Source organism: Tessaracoccus lubricantis (genome assembly GCF_039544535.1).
GTDB classification, from domain to species: Bacteria; Actinomycetota; Actinomycetes; order Propionibacteriales; family Propionibacteriaceae; genus Arachnia; species Arachnia lubricantis.
The window spans coordinates 137,566-158,578 of sequence record NZ_BAABLV010000017.1; the positions used below are offsets into that span (position 1 = coordinate 137,566).

General features: G+C 69.6%; 16 protein-coding genes and 1 pseudogene. 6 read left to right on the plus strand and 11 right to left on the minus strand.

The window, feature by feature from the left end; translation table 11 throughout:
- Window positions 1–180: 180 nt before the first annotated feature.
- A complete protein-coding gene (fumC, locus tag ABEA30_RS05405) occupies window positions 181–1,566 on the plus strand; it encodes a class II fumarate hydratase (RefSeq protein ID WP_345580113.1) in 1,386 nt (461 codons plus the stop codon).
- Window positions 1,567–2,119: 553 nt separating this feature from the next.
- Here fumC and ABEA30_RS05410 read toward each other — a convergent pair.
- Window positions 2,120–3,394, minus strand: a complete 1,275-nt coding sequence (locus tag ABEA30_RS05410; RefSeq protein WP_345580116.1) for a glycosyltransferase — start codon at window positions 3,392–3,394, stop codon at window positions 2,120–2,122.
- An 85-nt stretch (window positions 3,395–3,479) separates the two neighbouring features.
- On the opposite strand from ABEA30_RS05410, the gene ABEA30_RS05415 reads away from it, so the two are divergent.
- Window positions 3,480–4,664 carry a glycerate kinase gene (locus ABEA30_RS05415; protein WP_345580119.1) on the plus strand — a complete coding sequence of 395 codons (1,185 nt, stop codon included), beginning with the start codon at window positions 3,480–3,482 and terminating at the stop codon, window positions 4,662–4,664.
- Here ABEA30_RS05415 and cydC read toward each other — a convergent pair.
- The 4 genes from cydC to ABEA30_RS05435 all read right to left on the minus strand — a co-directional run bounded on the left by cydC (window position 4,645) and on the right by ABEA30_RS05435 (window position 10,560).
- Entirely contained in the window at window positions 4,645–6,270 is a 1,626-nt protein-coding gene (gene cydC / locus ABEA30_RS05420; protein ID WP_345580122.1) for a thiol reductant ABC exporter subunit CydC, read from the minus strand. The genes ABEA30_RS05415 and cydC overlap by 20 nt on opposite strands.
- Complete coding sequence (gene cydD, locus ABEA30_RS05425; RefSeq protein ID WP_345580172.1) at window positions 6,258–7,814, minus strand: thiol reductant ABC exporter subunit CydD; 1,557 nt, start codon at window positions 7,812–7,814, stop codon at window positions 6,258–6,260. Before cydD ends, cydC begins: the two co-directional genes overlap by 13 nt.
- 152 nt (window positions 7,815–7,966) lie before the next feature.
- Window positions 7,967–9,067: a cytochrome d ubiquinol oxidase subunit II gene (gene cydB, locus ABEA30_RS05430; protein WP_345580125.1), complete on the minus strand. Its 1,101-nt coding sequence runs from the start codon at window positions 9,065–9,067 to the stop codon at window positions 7,967–7,969.
- Between the two features lie 11 nt (window positions 9,068–9,078).
- The gene (locus ABEA30_RS05435; RefSeq protein WP_345580128.1) at window positions 9,079–10,560 is read right to left on the minus strand and encodes a cytochrome ubiquinol oxidase subunit I; all 1,482 of its coding nucleotides are present in this window, start codon (window positions 10,558–10,560) and stop codon (window positions 9,079–9,081) included.
- Between the two features lie 141 nt (window positions 10,561–10,701).
- Between ABEA30_RS05435 and ABEA30_RS15925 the strand changes: the two are divergent.
- A pseudogene (locus ABEA30_RS15925) lies at window positions 10,702–10,755 on the plus strand (hypothetical protein); the annotation flags it as partial.
- A 106-nt stretch (window positions 10,756–10,861) separates the two neighbouring features.
- Complete coding sequence (locus ABEA30_RS05440) at window positions 10,862–10,996, plus strand: hypothetical protein (RefSeq protein WP_345580131.1); 135 nt, start codon at window positions 10,862–10,864, stop codon at window positions 10,994–10,996.
- Window positions 10,997–11,111: 115 nt separating this feature from the next.
- Here the strand turns inward: ABEA30_RS05440 and ABEA30_RS05445 are convergent, their stop codons facing one another.
- Window positions 11,112–12,200, minus strand: a complete 1,089-nt coding sequence (locus tag ABEA30_RS05445; RefSeq protein ID WP_345580134.1) for a PPK2 family polyphosphate kinase — start codon at window positions 12,198–12,200, stop codon at window positions 11,112–11,114.
- 137 nt (window positions 12,201–12,337) lie between these two features.
- On the minus strand, window positions 12,338–13,183 hold the full coding sequence (locus tag ABEA30_RS05450) for a VOC family protein (RefSeq protein WP_345580137.1): 846 nt from the start codon (window positions 13,181–13,183) through the stop codon (window positions 12,338–12,340).
- A 276-nt stretch (window positions 13,184–13,459) separates the two neighbouring features.
- Between ABEA30_RS05450 and ABEA30_RS05455 the strand changes: the two genes are divergently transcribed.
- Window positions 13,460–13,609: a hypothetical protein gene (locus ABEA30_RS05455; RefSeq protein WP_345580140.1), complete on the plus strand. Its 150-nt coding sequence runs from the start codon at window positions 13,460–13,462 to the stop codon at window positions 13,607–13,609.
- 495 nt (window positions 13,610–14,104) lie between these two features.
- Here ABEA30_RS05455 and ABEA30_RS05460 read toward each other — a convergent pair whose 3' ends face one another.
- The 4 genes from ABEA30_RS05460 to ABEA30_RS05475 are packed head-to-tail and all read right to left on the minus strand — an operon-like array spanning window position 14,105 to window position 18,426.
- Entirely contained in the window at window positions 14,105–15,007 is a 903-nt protein-coding gene (locus tag ABEA30_RS05460; RefSeq protein WP_345580143.1) for a carbohydrate ABC transporter permease, read from the minus strand.
- Window positions 15,004–16,122, minus strand: coding sequence for a carbohydrate ABC transporter permease (locus tag ABEA30_RS05465; protein ID WP_345580146.1), 1,119 nt, complete (start codon window positions 16,120–16,122; stop codon window positions 15,004–15,006). Before ABEA30_RS05465 ends, ABEA30_RS05460 begins: the two co-directional genes overlap by 4 nt.
- 16 nt (window positions 16,123–16,138) lie before the next feature.
- The gene (locus tag ABEA30_RS05470) at window positions 16,139–17,422 is read right to left on the minus strand and encodes a sugar ABC transporter substrate-binding protein (RefSeq protein ID WP_345580149.1); all 1,284 of its coding nucleotides are present in this window, start codon (window positions 17,420–17,422) and stop codon (window positions 16,139–16,141) included.
- Window positions 17,423–17,433: 11 nt separating this feature from the next.
- A complete protein-coding gene (locus tag ABEA30_RS05475; protein ID WP_345580152.1) occupies window positions 17,434–18,426 on the minus strand; it encodes a LacI family DNA-binding transcriptional regulator in 993 nt (330 codons plus the stop codon).
- Window positions 18,427–18,556: 130 nt separating this feature from the next.
- Between ABEA30_RS05475 and ABEA30_RS05480 the strand changes: the two genes are divergently transcribed.
- Window positions 18,557–20,518, plus strand: a complete 1,962-nt coding sequence (locus tag ABEA30_RS05480) for an amylo-alpha-1,6-glucosidase (RefSeq protein WP_345580154.1) — start codon at window positions 18,557–18,559, stop codon at window positions 20,516–20,518.
- Window positions 20,519–21,013: the final 495 nt, after the last annotated feature.

The following is a 21,013-nucleotide window of genomic DNA, read 5'->3' on the forward strand; positions in this document are numbered from 1 at the left end:
TCTGGGTACAGTAATCACATCTTCCGCTGACGCGGAAGCCCGAAAGCCGCCCGGCCCGCTGCCGCCCCCCAAGGGCAGCGGGCCGGGCCTTTTCATGCGCACCGCCCCGCCGTCGCTCCCAGGTCTCACCTTCGCCGGATTGGGCCCGACATGTCTGCGCGGCGGGGTAGCGTCGGGGGCATGGCACGCATTGAATCCGACTCAATGGGCAACATCGAGGTTGCCGAAGACCGCTACTGGGGCGCGCAGACCGAACGCAGCCTCCACAACTTCGACATCGGCCGCAACGCCTTCGTCTGGGGGCGCCCCATGGTGCGCGCGCTCGGCATCCTGAAGAAGGCCGCCGCGCAGGCCAACGGCGAGCTGGGCGAACTGCCGCAGGACGTCGCAGACCTCATCGTCCGCGCCGCGGACGAGGTGATCGCCGGCGGGCTGGACGACCACTTCCCGCTGGTGGTGTTCCAGACCGGCTCCGGCACGCAGTCGAACATGAACTCCAACGAGGTCATCTCCAACCGGGCCATCGAACTGGCCGGCGGCGAGATGGGCTCGAAGAAGCCCGTGCACCCCAACGACCACGTCAACCGCGGGCAGTCGTCGAACGACACGTTCCCCACCGCCATGCACATCGCCGTGGTCAGCGAGCTCAACTCGCTGCTGTACCCCGCCATCAAGCACCTGCGCGACGTGCTCGACTCGAAGGCCAAGGAGTACGACGACGTGGTGATGGTGGGCCGCACCCACCTGCAGGACGCCACCCCCGTGCGCCTGGGCCAGGTGTTCGCCGGCTGGGTCGCACAGCTGGACTTCGCGCTCGACGGCATCCGCTTCGCTGATTCCCGCGCACGGGACCTGGCGATCGGCGGCACCGCCGTCGGCACCGGCCTCAACGCGCACCCCGAGTTCGGCGCGCTCGCCGCGAAGAGGATATCCGAGGAGACCGGGCTGGAGTTCCGCCAGGCCGACAACCTGTTCGCCGCGCTGTCGGCGCACGACTCGCTCGTCGAGGTCAGCGGCTCTCTCCGCGTGCTCGCCGGGGCGCTGATGAAGCTGGCCAACGACGTGCGCTGGTACGCGTCGGGGCCGCGCAACGGCATCGGCGAGCTGGTCATCCCGGAGAACGAGCCCGGCTCGTCGATCATGCCGGGCAAGGTGAACCCGACGCAGTCGGAGGCGCTGACCATGGTGGTGGCACGGGTGTTCGGCAACGACGCGACGGTGGGCTTCGCCGGTAGCCAGGGCAACTTCCAGCTCAACGTGTTCAAGCCCGTCATGGCCCACGCAGTGCTGGAGTCGATCCGCCTGCTGGCGGACGGCATGCGGTCGTTCACCGACCACTGCGCCGTCGGCATCGAGCCCAACCACGAGCGGATCCGGGCGAACCTGGACTCGAACCTCATGCTCGTCACCGCGCTCAACCGGCACATCGGCTACGACAAGGCCGCGAAGATCGCCAAGCAGGCGCACAAGGAGGGCACTTCGCTGAAGGAGTCGGCGGTGGCCAATGGTGTCGCGGCCGAGGACTTCGACGCCTGGGTGATCCCCGCCGACATGACCGGCAAGTAACGCTGGTTGAGCCGGGCGCTCACGTTGGTTGAGCCGCGAGCTCTGCGAGCGTGTCGAAACCCCCAGACGTCTCTCCGGCCGTAACCCACGTCGCGTCACGTCGGCCCGGTTGGTCTGTTTCCGCGGAGGTCGCGTGAAGAAGGGCGCGAGTGTTGCCCTTGCTGCCGTGGGCGACGTTGCGGCGTCGCCCCACGGCGTGGACTCTGAACTCGCGCCCTTCATCACCCGACCTCCGCTTCGATCCTTCGCCCAGGCTGGAGTGCAGTCCGATACCGTGCTCGACCTGGTTGCCGGACCGCCCGGCGACGGGGTGGCTCCGTCGTCGGGTCGCCCGCTCCGGGCAACAGTTACCTGAGCGCGGGGTCGGGTCCGCCTCACGCACTTGCATCCCCCGCCCCCGGCCGCTCCTTGATCCCTGGTGACCACAGCTTGGCCGCGACGATGTCCTACCTGTCGATCGCCGCCGCGTCGCACTCGCAGACTGGAGGGACCCGGACCCTTCCCCGCGGCGCAACTGCATCGAGTTGGCACTCAACACGTCGCCAGCGCGCCCTCAGGAAGCAGAGTCCGCGACCTCGGCGTAGATCGACAGCATCTCCGCGGCCTGGGACGCGATGCTCCACTGTGACCCCAACTCCACGGAGCGCTCACGGGCCCGAGAACGCCAGGCGTCGTCGGGCAGCTTCTCGAACACGCGGATGATCCCCGCCGCGAGTGAGGCCGCCGTCGGCCGCGTGACCTCGCCGTTGACGCCCGGGTCGATCACCAGCTGCAGCTCGTGGTCGACCGACACGATCGGCAGCCCCGCCAGCGCCGCCTCGTGCAGCACCAGAGCCTGGGTGTCGGTCAGGCTGGGGAAGGCGAACACGTCGGCCATGCCGTAGTAGGCGCCGAGGTCGTCGCGCTTCTGCTCGCCGGGCAGGATGATGCGGCCGGCGTCGCGGCCCTCGGCCAGGATGCGCTTGATGCTGGCGTACCGCTGCCAGTCGCCGACGATGCACAGCCTCGACTCGGGGTACTGCGCATGCACCAGCCTGAACGCCTCCGCCAGCAGCGGGATGCCCTTCTCGGGGGCGATGCGCCCGGCGTACAGCACCATGGGCCCGGCCGGGTGGTCGAACGGCGGCGGGCCGGGCGGCAGCGGGTCGACCCCGTTGGGCACCACCCGCACGTTGATGTTCTCGGTGATGTGGGTGCAGCGTTCCGCGGTCTTGGGCGACGGCGTGGTCACCAACGTGGCCGTCTCGAGCATCTTCTGGCACAGCGCCAGCAGCGATGCGGTCGAGCGGCCGCGGTCCTCGTAGCGCACCTCGGCGGCGCGGAGGTCGCGTTGGGAGACGAAGTCGCCGCGGGTGATGGTGGCCCAGGCCCGGACGACACCGGTCAGCAGCGGCAGCACCGTCGAGTAGTGGTCTGCGTAGGCGTCGAAGTCGGTGTGCCACGTCAGCAGCATGGGGATGCCCAACCGCTGCGCGGCCCAGGTGCCGAGCACGCCGATGGTGCCGAACCCGTGGACGTGCAGCACGTCGGGCTTCAGCTTGGCGATCTCGTCGATGGTCCGTTCGAAGTGCCGCCCGTTCGCGACCCTGGTGGGCATCTTCGGCACCCGCACGGACGGCAGCCTGATCTCGGTGCGGCCGGGCCTGCCGTGGTGCGGGTTGGGGCCCTTCGCGGCCGGCGCGACGACCACCACCTCGTGCCCGGCGTCCAGCAGGTTGCCCTCGAGTTGCTGCACCGCGAACATCAGGCCGTTGGAGCCCGGGCCGTAGTTGTCGATGAACTGGGCCACCTTCAGGCGGCGTCCATCGGTGGAAACGGCAGCGGTCACCCGGCCACTCTAGCGTCATCGCGCCTGCCCGGGCCGGGCGGTGCCGGCCCTTCCCGAATGGACCCCGCCCGGGTTACGGTCAGGGATGCGCGTGGTGATCGCCCCCGACACCTTCAAGTCGACGATGACCGCCGTCCAGGCCGCACGCGCGATCTCGGACGGCTGGGCAGACGTGCGCCCCGGCGACCGGGTCACCCTGCGCCCCATGGCCGACGGCGGCGAGGGCACCCTGGACGCTTTCGCCTCGCTTGCGGGTGCCCAGCGCCTGCCGTTGGAGACCGTCGACGCGCTCGGCGAGTTGCGTCAGGCTTCCTGGGTGCGGCTGGAGGACGGCACCGGGGTGGTCGAGCTGGCACACTGCTGCGGCCTGGGCACCATCGGCCACCTCGCCCCGCGCGAGGCGCACACCTACGGCTTCGGCCTGGCCATCCGGGCAGCGCTCGACGCCGGTGTCAGGCGACTCCTCCTCGCGCTCGGCGGCAGCGCCTCCACTGACGGCGGCCTCGGGCTGCTCGTGGCGCTCGGCCTCGGCGTGGGCCGCGACCCGCGCAAGGGGACCGAGAATTTATCGCTACCCCGGAAGGGCCTCGATGTGGATAATCCACATCGAGGCCCCGAATCGGTAGGGATAAGTTCGCCGTTCACGGAGCACTTCGGCAACGCCGCGCTCCAGGAGGTCACGGAGGTCGACTGGGCGGGCGTCGTGCCCCTCCCGGAGGACGGCGCGCTGGTGCTGTCGGACGTCACCAACCCGCTGCTCGGCCCCTTCGGGGCGGCCGCGGTGTTCGGCCCGCAGAAGGGCGGCGCCTCATTGGTGGCGGAGATGGATCAGAACCTCGCCCGCTGGGCCGCCCTCGTCGGCGGCGACCCGAACGCACCCGGCGCCGGCGCCGCGGGCGGGGCCGGGTTCGCGCTGCAACTCTGGGGCGCGACCACGACCTCCGGCGCCCGGGTGGTGGCCGACGTCATCGGCCTGCGCGAGGCCATGGAGGACGCCGACCTCGTCATCACCGGCGAGGGCTCCTTCGACGCCCAGAGCTTCAGCGGCAAGGCGGTCGACGTGGTGCGGCAGTTGGCGGTGGAGGTGGCGCAGTCGCGTGGGCGGGACCTGCCCGTCGCGCTCATCGCCGGGCGCAGGGACGCCGACTTCGGTGGGCCCGCCGTCGCCCTCTGGGACTTCGCGGGGGAGCGGGCGCTCCGTGACCCGGTGGGCGTCGCGCGTGAGGCCGCCCGTCAGCTGGCACTGCAGGTCACCGAGGAGCGTCGCTGACGGCGGCCGGGTCCATCCGCACCACCCGGGTGCACTGGGCCATGACGTCCGGGTCGTGCGTGATCACCAGCACCGGGTGCTCGGCGAAAGCGCGCCAGACGTCGGCCATCAGCGCATCTGCCGTCTCCCTGTCGAGGTGTTCGGTGGGTTCGTCGAGGATGATGAGGTCGCGCCGGCCCACCAGCAGCCGGGCCAGCGCCAGCCGGCGACGCTCGCCGCCGCTCAGCGTCGTGCCCGATTCGCCGATCCGTCGCTGCGGGTCCATCGGCAGCCCGGCCCTGGCCAGCGCCTCGACGACGGCCTCGTCGGTGGCGTCCTTGTCGCCGATCCTGACGTTCTCGGCAACGGTCGTGGCGAAGATGTGGGCGTCCTGCTCCAAGTAGCCGACGTGCCCGCCCCGCGACACCCGGCCCGCGAGCGGGGCGATGAGCCCCATCGCGGTGGCGGCCAGCGTCGTCTTGCCGACGCCCGAGGGCCCCACCAGCGCCACCCGTTCGCCCGGCGCCACGGCCAGGGACACGCCCTCCTGCACGACGGCGACCCCACCGTCGGGCAGCGGCCAGCCCAAGGTGGCGGCCTCCAGCTCGAGCCCCGGCGCGCCCTCGCCGGGCACCACGTCGCCGGTGCCGACGGGTTCGGCCTCCAGCACCTCCGCCACCCGGCCCAGCGCTGAGCGCGCCCGCGTGTGGGTCTGCGCGGCCTGCGCGAACGTGCCGAGCACCTCGTGCAGGGCGAGCGGCGTCAGCGTCAGCACGGCCAGCATCCGGGGGTCGAGGCTCCCCGCGGCCAGCGCCTGCGTGCCGAAGAACAGCGCGGCGCCCACGGCGACTCCGGCCGCCACCAGCTGCCCGCCCGTCGCGATGCCCCGGATCCAGGCGCCGCGGGCCTCCAGGCGGCGCAGCTCGTCGTCGACCTCGAGTAGCCGCTCGAGTGCAGCGCCGTCCGCGCCGTAGGCGACGAGGTCGGTGGACGTGCGCGCCACCTCGCGGACGCCGTCGGCCAGTCGACCCCGGGCGGGTCCGGCGGCGAGGTCGACGGCGAGGCTGGCCCGCTGCGTCCACCACGGCAGCACCACGCCGGCCAGCAGCGCCGTGACGAGGAGGGCCAGCGCGGTGGGCCAGTTGAACACGGCGAACATCGCGGTTGTGCCCACGACGACCACCGCGGCCGACACGAACGGGATCACCACGCGCACCACCAGGTCCTGGATGGCGGTGACGTCTGCGACGACGCGCGTCAGCAGGTCGCCGCGGCGCCGCCCGATGAGGGTGGTGGCGGCCAGCCGCTCGTAGACGCGCACGCGCAGGGCGGTCTGCATGCGCAGTGCGAGGTCGTGGCCGACGATGCGCTCGACGTAGCGGAACACGCCGCGCGAGATCGCGAAGGCCCGCACCCCGACGGCGGCCGGCTGGAGGTACAGCACCGGCGGTGCCATCGCGGCGAACGACAACAGCCACGCCGACACGCCCAGCAGCGCCACCGACGAGGACGACGCCAGCATCGCCAGCAGCACCGCGAGCAGGAACCGGCGGCGACCCTTCGGCACCTCGTCCATCAGGTCCCGCGCCAGGGCGACGACGGGCCGCGTCTGGTTCAGCCAGCGCATGTCGCCACCTCCACGACCCGGTCGGCCGCGGCCAGCACGGCGGGCCGGTGGCTCACGATCAGCGCGCCCGCGCCCGTGGCCCGCACGGCCTCGATGACCCGGGCCTCCGTGTCGGCGTCCAGCCCCGCCGTCGGCTCGTCCAGCACCAGCAGCCGGGCGCCGCCCATCCGGATCCGCACCAGCGCCCGCGCCAGCGCCACGCGGCGGCGCTCGCCGGCCGACAGCCCCTCGCCGTCGTCGCCGACGTGCTTGCCGGCGCCGAACTCGGCCCCGGCGTCCGCGAGTGCCCGCGCCACGTCGTCGGGCGTGGCCGACGGATGACCGAGCGCGACGTTGTCGCCGACGGTGCCGTTGAGCAACCCCGGCTCCTGCGCCACCCAGGCCACCTCGGCGCGCCAGGACGCCAGGTCGACGTCGGCCAGCGACACCCCGCCCACCGTCACGCGCCCCGAATCCGGGGCCAGGAAGCCCATCGCCAGCGCCAACGCAGTCGACTTCCCGCCGCCCGACGACCCGCTCAGGGCCACCACCTCGCCCGGCTCCACTCGCAGGCTCAAGCCGTCGACGGCGGGCTCGGCGCTGCCGGCATACGTGAACGACACGTCCTCGAGGGCAAGCGCCCCGTCGGGCGCCGGGAGCGTGCCCGAGTGTGCCCGAGCCTCGTCGATGACCTCGAACGCGGCGTCGGCGGCGGCGATCCCGTCGGCCGAGTCGTGGAAGTGGACGCCCACCTGCCGCACCGGCAGGAACGCCTCGGGCGCGAGGATCAGCACGAACAGGGCGGTGGTGAAGTCGACGTGCCCGTAGACCAGGCGGAAGCCCACCGTCACCGCCACGATGGCCACCGACAGCGACGCCAGCAGCTCCAGCGCGAACGCCGACAGGAACGAGATGTACAGCACCTTCATCGTGGCGCCGCGGTACTGCTCCTCGGTGAGGTCGACGCCGCGGCGCTGAGCCCGGGCCCGCGCGAACGCCTGGAGCGTGGGCAGGCCGGCGATGAGGTCGCCGAAGTGGTTGGCCAGCCGGTCGGCCAGCGAGTAGGAGTGGCGGGTGGCCTTCTCGGTGGTCCAGCCGATCAACGCCATGAACACCGGGATGAGCGGCAGCGTGAAGGCGATGATCAGGGCCGACTGCCAGTCGGTCAGCAGGATCACCCCACCCACCAGCAGCGGCACGGTCGCCGCCAACCCCAGCTGGGGGAGGTACTTGGCGAAGTAGCCGTCCAGCGCGTCGAGCCCCTGCGTGACCGTGCGCATCAGCGATGCCGACGATGTCGCCGACACCGGGGTGGCGAGCCGGGCCGCCAGCACGTCGCGGCGCAGCGTCGACTTCACCGACGCCGCGCTCCGGTGCGCCAGCCACGAGTTCAGCCAGGCCAGCGCCCCGCGCCCCACGAACACCAGCGCGAGCAGGGCCAGCGCGGCCTGCCACCCCGTCGGGAACCCGCCGAGGTCGAAGGCGGCGGTGACCCAGTCGGCGATCAGCCATGCCTGGGCGATCAGGAGCCCGGCCGTCGCGATGCCGACGAGCACCGTCGCCACCAGGAAACGACGGGTCGCCTCGGCCCGCTTCAGCAGTCTGGGATGGATCGGCCCGGCCACTCACTCCTCCTTAACAGAATCCCGCCTTGAAGAAACGTCCCGATCCCCCCGGATGTGGGCGGATCGGGACGTTTCCCCAAGGCCACGGTACGTCAGGCCGCGACGTGGACCTCGTCCGGGATGTTCTTCGTGGAGATCCGCTTGCGGAACACGTAGTAGCTCCAGCTCTGGTACCCGATCACCACGGGCACGAAGATCACCGCGGCCCACGTCATGATCGTGAGCGTGGTGGGCGACGACGCCGCCGAGAGCATCGTGAGCCGCTCGGCGATGGGCAGCGTCTCGTTCTGCGCGAAGCCCAGGTTGCCGTACATCTTCAGGAAGATGCCGGTGAACAGGGCCACGACGGTGACACCGGTGGCCACGAAGCTCCAGCCATCGCGTCCCTTGGCGATCAGCACGGTGCCGGCGACGATCGCCACGATCGCGACGATGCCGGCCGCCCACGCGTAGACCGAGAAGTCGCCGAACTCCGAACTGGCCGGCCAGAAGATGTTCTGGCCGAGCACGAACAGGGCCACCAGCCCGGCCGCGAGCCAGCCGAACTTCGACGCGAACGCCTTGGCCCGGTCGTGGATGATGCCGCTGGTCTTGAGCGCCAGGAACATCGAGCCGTGCACCAGGAACAGCACCACCAGCATCACGCCGCCCAGCAGCGCGAACGGCCCGAACAGCCCCAGGAAGGTGCCGTCGAACAGCGGGGCCGGCCCGGCCGGGGTGTCGACGGTGGCCTGCGGCAGCCCGACGACGAAGTTGGCGAAGCCGACACCCAGCACCAGGGTGGTGACGAAGGAGCCGGCCGTGGCGAACCAGTCGAGCATGGCGCGGTACTTGGAGTCGTGGTGCTTCGAGCGGTACTCGAACGCCACGCCACGCAGGATCAGCCCGACCAGCACCAGCAGGAGGGGCAGGTACAGCGCCGAGAACGTCGTCGCGTACCAGCCGGGGAAGGCGGCGAACATCGCGCCGCCGGCGGTCAGCAGCCACACCTCGTTGCCGTCCCACAGGGGGCCGATGGTGTTGACGACGACCCGCTTCTCCTTCTCGGTCTTGCCGAAGACGGGGATGAGCATGGCCACGCCGAAGTCGAAGCCCTCGAGGAAGAAGAAGCCGACCCACAAGACGGCGACCAGCGCGAACCAGACCGCGACGAGCACTGGGGTCTGAACAGTGGTTTCAAGCAGATTCAACATGTCTCAACCTGTCAGTAAGCGAAGCTCATCGGGGCGTCGGAATCGGTCTGCACCTCGACGGGGGCCACCTCTGGGAGGCCGGCCCGTGCGTACTTGAGGAACAGCCAGACCTCGAGGACGGCCAGGCCGCCGTAGAGGAGGGTGAACACGATCAGCGAGAACAGCATCTCGCCCGCGGTCACCGACGGGGACACGGCCGCCTGCGTGGGCAGCACGCCCGCCACGATCCACGGCTGGCGGCCCATCTCGGTGAAGATCCAGCCGAACGAGTTGGCGAACAACGGCAGCAGCGGCATCGCGAACATCAGGCCCGTCCAGAGCCTGCCGGGCTTGGGCAGCCGGTCCTTGCGCACCGTCCACAGCGTGAACGCGGCGATGGCGATGCCGATGAAGCCCAGGCCGATCATCAGGCGGAACGTCCAGTAGGAGATGGGCACGTTCGGCATCGGGTCCACGTCGTAGTTGGCCTTCAGTTCGGCGGCGTACTCCTGCTGCAGCAGGGTCTTGGTCTCGTCGAAGCGCTGGAAGCCCTTCTCCTGGTACTCGGCGCGCAGGTCGTTGATGCCCTTGACCTCGTCGTGGCCCGACAGCAACGACAGCAGGCCCGGCACCTTGACGGCGAAGACCTCCTCGGTGCCCTCGAGGTTGCCGATCGTGATGATGGAGAACGGCGCGTCCTCGGTGGTGTTGAACAGGCCCTCGGCGGCGGCCATCTTCATGGGCTGGACCTCGGTCATGATCTTCGACTGGAGGTCGCCGGAGATGATCACGCCGACGGAGGCGACCAGCAGCACCCAGGCGCCGAACTTCGTGGCGAACCGGTAGGGCTGCGTGTCGCCTTCCCTGGCCTCGCCGTCGCGGCGGATCTTGGCCAGGTGCCAGCCGCCGATCGCGGCCAGCAGGCCGCCGGCCACCATGTAGGCGCCGAGGATCACGTGCGGGAACGTGACGAGGAAGACCGGGTTGCTCAGCACCTCGAGGAAGCCCTCGACGCCGTCGAGTTCGGCGCGGCCATTGTTGAAGGTGGTGCCGACGGGGTGCTGCATCCAGGAGTTCGCCGCCAGGATGAACACGGCCGACAGCATGGTGCCGATGGCGGCCATGTAGATCGACAGGAGGTGCAGCCACTTGGGCAGCTTGTCCCAGCCGAAGATCCACAGGCCGAGGAACGTCGACTCGAGGAAGAACGCGAGCAGCGCCTCCAGCGCGAGCGGGGCGCCGAAGACGTCGCCGACGAAGCGGGAGTACTCGGACCAGTTCATGCCGAACTGGAACTCCTGCACGATGCCGGTCACGACACCGAGGGCGAAGTTGATCAGGAAGAGCTTGCCGAAGAACTTGGTGAGGCGCAGGTAGGCGTCCTTGCCGGTGCGCACCCAGAAGGTCTGCATGACCGCGACCAGCATCGACATGGCGATCGTGATGGGGACGAAGAGGTAGTGGTAGACGGTGGTGATTCCGAATTGCCACCGAGCGAGAATCACTGGATCCATGCTCGCACGCTACTACTTTTCGTCATATTTGGACAACCTGTCGCTAAAAGTGCGATGAGTTGCGCCTATGCTTGCCCCATGTCGTCCAGGGGTGAACTCGAGCAGCGCGTGATGGAGCTGCTGTGGGCTGCCGACGCGCCCATGAGCGTGTCTGACGTGCATGCCAAGCTCACGGAGGAACGCGAGCTCGCCTACACCACGGTGATGACCGTGCTGGACCGCTTGGCGAAGAAGGACCTCGTGGACCGCGAGCTGGTCAGCCCGCGCGTGGCGCTACACGCCGCGCGGCAGCCAGGCGCAGGTGATCGCCGCAGACATGTGGCGCGCGCTGGACGGCGTGGAGAGCTCCGTGAGGGTCGAGGCGCTGAAGCTTCTGGTGCTCAAGCTGCCCGACGGCGAGCGCGCCGCCGTCGAACGCCCCGCCGAACTCGTCTAGCCGCGCCCGACGTCCCCTGAGCCTGTCGCGCCCGAGGAACGAGGGCCGCGACAGGTCGAAGGGCGCCAAGCATCCCCGGTTCCCCGAGCCAGTTCGCCCGAGGAGGGCGCCCCGCTCACGAGCCGCGTTGGTCGAGCAGTCGACGCTTGTGGGTCATGGTGGCCTGCAGGTCGGCCAGCAGCACCGCGCGCTTCGCCTCCAGTGAGTCGACGGCGGCGTCCTGCACGTCCTTCGGCTCGCCCTGCGTGCGGATGAGGGCGGCCTCCTCGGAGACCTCGAGGCTGTTGTCGATGGCGTCGAGCACCGTCTCCTCGGTGTCGGCGTAGTCCTCGGCCAGCGCCTCGGGCGACATGGACCTGGCGAGCCGCTCCCGCTCGGCCTCCGGCGTCCACTCCTCCTCTGGCTCGGGCCAGCTGAGGTCGAGGTCGATCAGCGTGCGCAGCAGCACCTCCGTCACCGCCAGGCGGGCGTACCACTTCTTGTCGGCCGGCAGCACCATCCACGGCGCGTGATCGGTGCTGGTGAGCCGGAACACGTCGGAATAGGCGGCCTGGAACTCGTCCCACTTGTCGCGAGTGTCGAGGTCGCCCGGGTTGTACTTCCAGCGCTTGTCGGGGCGGTCAAGGCGCTCCATGAGCCGCTTGGCCTGCTCGTCCTTCGAGACCATCATCGCGAACTTCAGCACCACGAAGTCGTCGTCGACCAGACCCCGTTCCCACTCGTTGATCTCGTCGTAGCGCTTCCGCCACACGTCCTCCTCGACCAGCTCGTCGACGCGCACCACCAGGACGTCCTCGTAGTGGGACCGGTCGAACAGCCCGATCAGCCCGGGCCGGGGGAGTGCCTTCTCGATCCGCCAGAGGTAGTGGTGGGCGCGTTCCTCCTCGGTGGGGGCGCCGAAGCTGGTGAGGCGGATGCCCTGCGGGTCGAACAGCCCGAAGACGTGGCGGGCGATGCCGCCCTTGCCGGCGGTGTCGAGGCCCTGGACGATCACGAGGACCTTCTTCGTGCCGCCGCTGCGGCCATGTGCGAACAGGCGCTCCTGCAGTTCGTCGAGCAGCTTCTCGTGGTCCTTGATGTACCGCTCGGCGTCGGCCTTCGAGCCTGCCCAGCCGGGGGCGGAGTTGCGGTCGAACGCGGCGAGGTCGAAATCGGGCGTCACGCGAAGCGCGTGGCGCGGGTCCTGGCTCCAGAGCTCGGTCATGGGCGGTCCTTTCGAGGGGATCTCCCATTGTTGCCTGCCTCAGGTCCGCCGGGGTGAAATTTATCGCTACGCAAACAGAGCCCTCGATGTGGATAATCCACATCGAGGGCCCTCAGCGGTAGAGATATATTCCGCGGCTACTGCGTGTCGGCCGTGAGCCGGATCTCGTTGCGCCATGGATCGAGCACCGTGAGCGTGCGGCCGTCGTGGGTCGGGGTGAAGCCCGCGAACCGGAGGCGTTCCTCGGCCTTGGCCACCTCGTCGACCGTGGGCACGAGGATGTCGACCACGCCCATGCCCAGCGTCTTGGTGCGCGGGCCGGCGCCGGCGGAGTTCCACACGTTCATGGCCATGTGGTGGTGGTAGCCGCCGGCGGAGACGAACAGCGCCTGCCCGTTCATGAGGAAGGTCTGGTCGAAGCCCAGCGCGTCCACGTAGAACTTCTGGGCCGAGGCGATGTCGCCCACCTGCAGGTGCACGTGCCCCAGCGAGCCCGCCTGCGAGGTGGGCTTGTCGGTGAGGTGCTTGCGGACGAACTGCTCCGGGTCGATGTAGAGGGTTGCCATCTGCACCTGATCGCCCTGCCAGGTCCACTCGCTGCGGGGGCGGTCGTGGTAGAGCTCCACGCCGTTGCCCTCGGGGTCGGTGAAGTAGAACGCCTGCGACACCAGGTGGTCACCCGTGCCCGCGTAGGTCTCGGGGAACTTGGTGTACATCGACACCAGCGTGTTGGCCAGGTCCGGCAGCTCGTCGAACACGACGGCCGTGTGGAACAGGCCCGCCGCGCTCCGGGGCGCGGACCGCAGGTCCTTGGATTCGGTGAGGCGGACGATGGGGGTCTGACCCAGGCCCAGTGTCACTGCACCGGGCTCGTCGGACAGCGGCACGAGGCCGACGCCGTCGGTGTAGTAGGCGAGTTGCGATTCCATGTCGCGCACGCGCAGTTCGAGGCGGCCCATGTGGGTTTCGGGTGCGAGAGTCATGCTCCCAGCTTACAGTTGAAAGTTAAACTAATCAAGAGGGGGAGGGGCTGCTTCCTGGGCAGCGTGTTCTGCGAGTGGTCGAAGGACCGGTGGGTTGCGTCGTCGTTTCCTGAGCCGCGAGTTCTACGAGCGGTCGAAGGACCGGTGGGTTGCGTCGTTGTTTCCTGAGCCGCGAGTTCTACGAGCGGTCGAAGGACCGGTGGGCTGACAGGGACGGTGGGTTGCGTCGTTGTTTCCTGAGCTGCGAGTTCTACGAGCGGTCGAAGGAGCGGTGGGTTGCGTCGTCGTTTCCTGAGCCGCGAGTTCTACGAGCGGTCGAAGGACCGGTGGGCTGACAGGGTCGCCCACGTGGCAGCGCCGCGAGAGCTCGCCGTCGGCGTGGGTGGGCGTGGCCGAGTCTGGGTGACGGATGGTGGCGCCGGGTGAGGCAGCTACCGCAGCAGGTGAGCGCCTGGTGGGGCCGGCTCGGCGACTTGCGGTCACGCTGCGGGATTCTTCGGCGTCCACGCCGAAGAATCCCGAACCTTGACCGGAGCTCACGCTTGACTTCGGGATTTGTCGGCATGGGCGCCGAGGAATCCCGCAGCTTGTCCGGGCAGGTGTCCCTCCGGCTGGGTGTCCGCTGTTCGAGCGCCCTTGCCCCCAGGTCCTACGAGCGGCGAGGGCCTGGGCTCGCCTGCCGACGGCGGGTCGAGCGGTGCTGCCGCGTTTGCTGCCTGCCCAGAGCATCCGGCGGCGCAGCGTCCAACGGGTGAGCCGCGCGGTCCGCGGCTCCGACAACACCCATACAGGGAGCCCAAGTCCAGACTCGGCCCACCCGCCGACGAAAAGGGCCGCCGGGTGCTCAGGGGAAGCACCCGGCGGCTGGTGGTCCGCCGGGCGCTTGGGGGCGCGGCCCGACGGGGATCAGGGGACGACGACCTACTCCTTCACCGCGCCCGCGCTGGCGTTCATGATCTGGCGTTGGAAGATGAAGAACACCACTGCCACGGGCACCGTCATCAGCGCAGCTGCCGCCAGCTTCAGCGGGTACTGCGTGCCCTGGCTCAACTGGCCGGACGCCAGCTGCGCCACGCCCTTGGTCAGGGTCGTGAGCTCCGGGTCCTGCGTCGAGATGATGAAGTGCGTCAGCTCGTTCCACGAGCCCTGGAAGCTCAGGATGATGATCGTCATCAACGCAGGCCGGGCCATCGGCAGAACCACGTGCCAGAACGTCTGGAACGTGTTGGCGCCGTCGATGCGTGACTGTTCCTCCACCGACACCGGGATCGACTCGAAGAAGTTTTTCATGATGAACACGCCGGCGGCGTCCACCAGCAGCGGCAGCACCATGCCGGGGTAGCTGTCGTAGATGCCGAGTTGCTTGATCACCAGGAACTTCGGGATCAGCAGCACGACGGCGGGCACCGCCATGACGGCGATCAGCAGCGCGAAGATCACCCGGCGCCCGGGGAACCGGAGCCGGGCCAGCGCGTAGCCGGCCAGCGAGTTGAAGAACACGCGCCCGATCGTCACGAAGAACGTCACGAGGAACGAGTTGAAACCCCAGGTGGGGAAGTCGGAGAAGGCGAACAGCCGGGTGTAGGCCGCCGTCGTGAACGGGTTGGCGATCAGCGACATGGGGTTGCCCGCCGCGTCGCCGTCGGTCTTGAACGACGTGGCCACCTGGACCACGAACGGGAAGATGTAGCCGAATGCCATGCCGATGAGGACGGCGTAGCCGACGATGGTGGCGATGAACGCCAGCGGCGACATCTCGCGCTTGCGCTCCACCGTCCCACGCGTGCGTTCCGCGGAGGCAACCGCGGCGGTGGACGTGCTCATACGACCCCCTCCTTCTTCACCTGGCGCTCGGCGGCGATGGCTGCGGCCCGGTCTGCGCGACGTTGGGCCCGGGTGGGCTTGGTGTAGTCGGCGTCGCCGAGGATCAGCCGTTGCAGCACGGTCATGATCACGACGATGGCGAACAGGATGAACGCGATCGCTGCGCCGCGACCCCACGCCTGGTCCTGGAACGCCGACGTGTAGCTGAGGTAGGCGGGCGTCATCGTCGTCTTCGCGGGGCCGCCCTGCGTGCCGGTGTAGATCTGGTCGAACACCTGCCAGGTGCCGATGAGGCCGAGCGTGATCACGGTGAACAGCGTGGGCTTCAGCATCGGCAGCGTGATGTGCCAGAACCGTTGCCACGCCGTCGCGCCGTCGACCATGGCGGCCTCGTTGGTCTCGTCGCCGATGTTCTGGAGCGCGGCGATGAACAGCAGCATGAACGTGCCCGAGGTGGTGAACACGGCCATGAGGATGAACGCCGACATCGCCACCGACGGCCCGGCCACCCAGTCCCAGCCGGAGATGCCGAACAGGATGGGCTGCTGCCAGGCCGGCGACGGCTGGACCCCCACCGCGCCGAGGATGATGTGCAGGACGCCGCGGGGGTCGGCGAACCAGTTGGGCCCCTCGATCGACAGCCACGACAGCACCTTGTTGACGACGCCGGAGATGTTGAACAGGAACAGCCACAGCACCGTGATGGCCACCGACGAGGTCACCGACGGGAAGTAGAAAGCGGTGCGGAAGAAGCTCTTGCCGCGGATGGCCTTGCGGGTGACCATCACGGCCAGGAACAGCGACAGCACCGTCTGCAGCGGCACCACCAGCAGCACGTAGAACACGTTGTTGCGCATGGCGGTGCCGAAGTCGCGGCCGGGCAGGCCCTTGCCGCCGAGCACGTCGGCGTAGTTCTGCCCGCCCACGAAGTTCACCGTCGAACCGAACGGCGACAACCGGCCGCTCCAGTCGGACATGCTCACCCACAACGCCATCACCACCGGGATGAACAGGAACACCCCGAGGACGACGACGGTGGGGGTGACGAACGCCCACCCGGCCAGGCGCTGGTTGTTGATACCAGGGCCTGACCGGCGTCGGGTGGCGCTAGCCATGACGGGGGCTCCAACGTCAGCCGGCGACGACCGGCTCGAGGAGCGGCTGGATGGAGTCGAGCATCGCCTTGGGGTCGTTCGACTTCAGCTGGGTGAGCTGCGAGTTGAACTCGGCGATCACGTCTGCGGCGCCGGGCATCGACGGCAGGTTCTGCGCGTAGTCAGCGCCCACCACGAAGGCCTCGAGCTCCGGGTTGGCCGAGATCCAGTCCTCGCGGGCCGACTCGATCGACGGCATGGGGCCGAACGCCGCGGAGAACGCGAGCTGCTGTTCCTTGGTGGTGAGGTACTCGACGAGCGACTTGGCGCCCTCGATGTTGTCGCCGTCGGCAGCGATGCCCCAGCAGTTGGTGTACTGCAGCGTGCCCTTCTCCTCGCCCTCGGGGAGCTCGACGACGCGGAAGTCGACGTTGGGGAAGTCGTTCTGCATGGCGCCGGTGATCCAGTTGCCCTCGATGGTCATGGCGGCCATCTCCTTGCCGAACGCCTCGCCGCCCCAGCCTGCGCCGATGTCGGACGAGAACGCGAAGGTGCCGGCGTTCATCTGTTCCTTGACGTAGTTGAGGGCCTCGATGTTCTCCTCGGTGTTGGCGGTGGCGGCGCCGTCGGTGACGAGCCCGCCGCCGGCCTGGGCCATGAACACGCCGACGCGCTGGATCTCGGGCCCGAACACCAGGCCCACCCTGCCGTCGGTGGTCAGCGTCTTGGCGACTTCGGCCAGCTCGTCCCACGTGGTGGGGATGTCGTCGTCGGTGAGCCCGGCGTCGGTCCACAGCTTGTTGTTGATGACCAGCGCGAGCGTGGAGAAGTCCTTCGGGGCGCAGTAGAACTGGTCCTCGAAGGTGAAGGCGTCGCGGAGGCCCTCGTAGAAGTCGTCCTTGTTGGCCAGTTCGTCGCCGTAGGCCAGCAGCGACCCGTTCTGCGCCCAGCCCGAGAACGCGTCGGTGGAGACGTAGAGCACGTCGGCGGGGGTGCCGGCGGCGAAGCCCTGCGAGGCCTGCTGGGGGAGATCGGAGGCGACGATGACCTCGGCCGGCACGCCGCTCTCGCCCGACCATGCGGCGACGGCGTCCTGCACCGCCTTGGTCTCCGCGTCGCCGGAGGAACCGATGAGCACCGAGATCTGGTTGGTGTTGGCGGCCGGGGATTCGCCGCCGTCGGTGCCGGTGGCACCTCCGGTGGCGCCCCCGGTGGCGCCGTCAGTGGCGGCGGGCTCCTCGAACCCGCCACCGCCGCAGGCGCTGAGCGCCAGGGCGGCTGCGGCGAGGGTGGCTCCCATGGTGAAGATTCGCTTGGACATGGGTGTTCCTTTCAGGAGGTGGACGCGACGGTGCGTGCCTGGAGGGTGGGGGGAAGGAGGATGTGACGGGGTTCGCCTTCTGGGTCGGAGATGCGGCCCAGCAGCGTCTCGACGACGTGCTTGGCCACCTCGTGCACGGGTTGCCGCAGTGAGCTGAGGCCGATCATCCGGGCGACGGGGGTGTCGTCGAAGCCGACGACGTGCCCGGCCACGCCCTTGTCGCGGAGGCGTCCGAACGCGCCGATCGCCAGCGAGTCCGACGCGCACACGACGGCGGTGACCCCCTCGTCGAGCAGCTTGGCCATGGCCTCGCCGCCGGCGACGGGGGAGTCGAGTTGGCGGGTGCTGTAGCGCCGCTGCTGGTCGGCGGAGTAGCCGGTGGCTCGCGCCCAGCCGGCGTAGCGGTCTGCGCCGACGCCGGTGTCGTCGGGCCAGCCGATGAACCCGACGGGGGTGTGGCCGTCGTCGAGGAGGCGGCGGGTGGCTTGGGCGACGCCCGCGGCGCCGTCGACGTCGACCCAGTCGTGCTCGCCCTCGCGGTCCCATGGGCGCCCGAAGGCGACGACGGGGAGGCGCAGGTCGTGGATGGCGTTGGGGCGCTGGTCACCGGCGTGGGTGTCGGTGAGGATGACGCCGTCGATGGCCTTCGAGTCGCGGAACTCGCGGATGATGTCGAGTTCGGCGGAGTCGTCGGCGGCGGTGAACAGGGTGATGCGGTAGCCCCGGAGGCCGGCGGCCGTGACCAGGGCGTGGAGGAAGCCGTCCATGACGGCCCCGTTGATGCCGTCGCCGGCGTTGCTGAGGCGCATGGCGAGGGTGTGGGTGCGTTGGGTGCGCAGCGCGCGGGCGGCGTTGGAGGGTCGGTAGCCGGCGGCCTCGATCGCCGCCAGGACGCGCTGGCGGGTCTGCGGGGACACCTTCTCCGGCTTGTTGAGCACGTTGGAGATGGTCTGCCGTGACACGCCCACTTGGGCGGCCAGGGTGTCGAGAGTCGGCTTCTTCATCACACCTCCTCGTGCAGTAGTTGAAGGTTCTATTGATTTTATCGATAAACCCTTGTTCAATGGTGGTCACAGTTCTTCGCGGGTGTCAAGGATTTTCCAGATCGGTAACCCAAAAGAGATGAGGACGGCCATGAAGCAACCCTTCCTTCACAGGCTCGTTTGCATCCTGAAGGCCCCTGTCCAGTGGTGGTCGCGCACCGACGGCGACCTCACCGGGGAGGGGGCTGAGGGAATCTACTGTGGCGACGACAGGGTCGTCGCTGGCGTGCGGCTGGTGGTGGCCTCGCACGAGGTCGAACCCATCGGCCACGCCGTCGAGGGTTGCCGCGGCAGATTCACCGCCGTGCTGCGCACCCCGTCGGAGGGCGCCGACCCGGTGCTCACCCTCACCCGGCACCGGGAGGTGACCGGCCAGGGGGTTCGGGAGAGGGTGGAGGTGTCGTCGGCGGCGGAGTCGCCGCAGGAGGTCTCGCTGACCGTGACCTTGGAGTTGGACGCCACGCCGATGGAGTCGATCAAGGTGGGCGCGGCGCGGACGGCGTCGGCGGAGCCGCCTGTGGAGTCCGACGACGGCTGGACGTGGCACTGGCGTGACGCCAACACCACCGCGACGCTGGTTGAGCCCCGCGCGCTGGTTGAGCCCGGCACGCTGGTTGAGCCCCGCGCGCTGGTTGAGCCCGGCACGCTGGTTGAGCCCGCGAGCCCTGCGAGCGGTGTCGAAACCCCCAAGCATCCGGACCGCCTCACCCTCCACTGGGCAACCACGGTCGACCCGGGCCAGTCAGCCGACTTCACCTGGGCGCTCACCCTCACCGACACCGACGCCAAGTTCATCGCCGCCGACTCCACCTTCACCCTCCCCACCACCAGCGACGCCGCGCTCAACAGGCTCCTCCACGCTTCGGCAGCCGACCTCCAGGCCCTCACCCTCGCCGAGCGCAGCGACCCGACCCGCTACTTCCTCGCCGCCGGCGCCCCGTGGTTCTTCACCCTCTTCGGCCGCGACTCCCTCATCGCCGCCACCATGGCCGCGCGCGTCGCCCCTGACCTCGCCCTCGCGACGCTGCGCACCCTCGCTGCCCGGCAGGGCCGCGACTCCGTCGTGTCGACGGCGGAGCAGCCCGGCAAGATCCTCCACGAGGTACGCCGCGTGGCGCTCGACCTGCACGACGACAGCACCGTCCTGCCGCCCGAGTACTACGGCACGATCGACGCGACGCCGCTGTGGCTGATGCTGGCCGGTCGCCTCATGGACCTGGGCCGGGCCGCAGATGTCGCCGACCTGCTCGACAACGTCATCGCCGCGCTCGGCTGGATCCGCAACCACGCCGACCCCGACGGCGACGGTTTCCTGGAGTACTTCGACGAGAGCGGCCACGGCTTGGCCAACCAAGGCTGGAAGGATTCCGGCGACTCCATTCGCAACGCCGACGGTTCCATCGCCGAGGGGCCCATCGTGCTCCTTGAGGTGCAGGGCTACGCTGCGGCCGCCGCCCGTGCCGGCGCACGCATCCTGGAGGAGTTCGGCCGCTCCGAGGAGGAGATCGCCTCGGCGCAGGAGTGGCGCCGCTACGCCGACGACATGGCCGCCCGCATCCGCAGCCACTTCTGGGTGGAGGACGACGACGGGCCATACCCGGCGATTGCGCTCGACCGCCACAAGCGCCCCGTCGACGGTGTCGCCTCCAACATGGGCCACCTGCTGGGCCTCGGCGTGCTCAACCACGACGAGGAGCGGCTGGTGGTGGAGCGCCTCACCTCCCCGTCGATGGACAGTGGCTACGGCATCCGCACCATGTCGACCACCAATGGCGCCTACTGGCCCATGCGCTACCACGTGGGCTCCGTGTGGACGCACGACACGGCCTGGATCATCGACGGCATGGCCCGGGCCGGCTTCCGCGCCGAGGCCCAGAGGATCGCCCGCCACCTGCTCCGGGCCGCCGAAGGCTTCGACTTCCGACTTCCTGAGCTCTTCGGCGGCTGGAGCGCCGACGAGGCCGCCACACCCATGCCGTACCCCGCCAGCTGCCGCCCCCAAGCCTGGGCGGCCGCGAGCGCCTTCGTCCTCGCCGACGTCCTCGGTTCCTGAGCCGCGAGTCCAGCGCCCGTTTCCTGAGCCGCGAGTCCTACGAGCGGTCGAAGGACCGGCGAGCTGACAGTCAGGCCATGGTCACGTCTGGCGCCCTTCGACCGGGCGCGGGGCGCCCGGCTCAGGGAACGAGCAGCCAGCGCCCACCCGGTTCCTGAGGGGCGCCAGCGACGAAGGAGCCAGCGCCCACGAAGGAAAGCCCCCACTCCTCATTCCTGATACCGCCAGGCGGGTGAGGATTCGCTTTGTTGGGGTGGGGGTTGGGGTGTTGGGCGTGGTGGTGCCTTTGTGGGTGCGGTGAGTCCGCGTGGTAGTCGACGGCCGAGGTTGAGTCGGCGGGGTGCTCGGCGTCGGCTGCCGTCCCGGTTCCTGCCCGGTGGCTGATCCGGCGAGTGTTCGTAGAGGATCGCGCGGAGTTGGAAACGCCGGTGGAGTTTGGGTGTTCTGCCGGGGTCGATGTGTGTGGGTGGGGTGAACCAGGGCAGTCCGGTGTCG

What these genes read in the sequence shown, in the direction of transcription:
- ABEA30_RS05475 (WP_345580152.1), bottom strand. Translation starts at nt 18,426, where the DNA reads ATGAAGAAGCCGACTCTCGACACCCTGGCCGCCCAAGTGGGCGTGTCA.
- ABEA30_RS05470 (WP_345580149.1), bottom strand. Translation starts at nt 17,422, where the DNA reads ATGTCCAAGCGAATCTTCACCATGGGAGCCACCCTCGCCGCAGCCGCC.
- ABEA30_RS05415 (WP_345580119.1), top strand. Translation starts at nt 3,480, where the DNA reads ATGCGCGTGGTGATCGCCCCCGACACCTTCAAGTCGACGATGACCGCC.
- ABEA30_RS05435 (WP_345580128.1), bottom strand. Translation starts at nt 10,560, where the DNA reads ATGGATCCAGTGATTCTCGCTCGGTGGCAATTCGGAATCACCACCGTC.
- ABEA30_RS05450 (WP_345580137.1), bottom strand. Translation starts at nt 13,183, where the DNA reads ATGACTCTCGCACCCGAAACCCACATGGGCCGCCTCGAACTGCGCGTG.
- cydB (WP_345580125.1), bottom strand. Translation starts at nt 9,067, where the DNA reads ATGTTGAATCTGCTTGAAACCACTGTTCAGACCCCAGTGCTCGTCGCG.
- ABEA30_RS05480 (WP_345580154.1), top strand. Translation starts at nt 18,557, where the DNA reads ATGAAGCAACCCTTCCTTCACAGGCTCGTTTGCATCCTGAAGGCCCCT.
- fumC (WP_345580113.1), top strand. Translation starts at nt 181, where the DNA reads ATGGCACGCATTGAATCCGACTCAATGGGCAACATCGAGGTTGCCGAA.
- cydC (WP_345580122.1), bottom strand. Translation starts at nt 6,270, where the DNA reads ATGCGCTGGCTGAACCAGACGCGGCCCGTCGTCGCCCTGGCGCGGGAC.
- ABEA30_RS05460 (WP_345580143.1), bottom strand. Translation starts at nt 15,007, where the DNA reads ATGAGCACGTCCACCGCCGCGGTTGCCTCCGCGGAACGCACGCGTGGG.
- ABEA30_RS05465 (WP_345580146.1), bottom strand. Translation starts at nt 16,122, where the DNA reads ATGGCTAGCGCCACCCGACGCCGGTCAGGCCCTGGTATCAACAACCAG.
- ABEA30_RS05445 (WP_345580134.1), bottom strand. Translation starts at nt 12,200, where the DNA reads ATGACCGAGCTCTGGAGCCAGGACCCGCGCCACGCGCTTCGCGTGACG.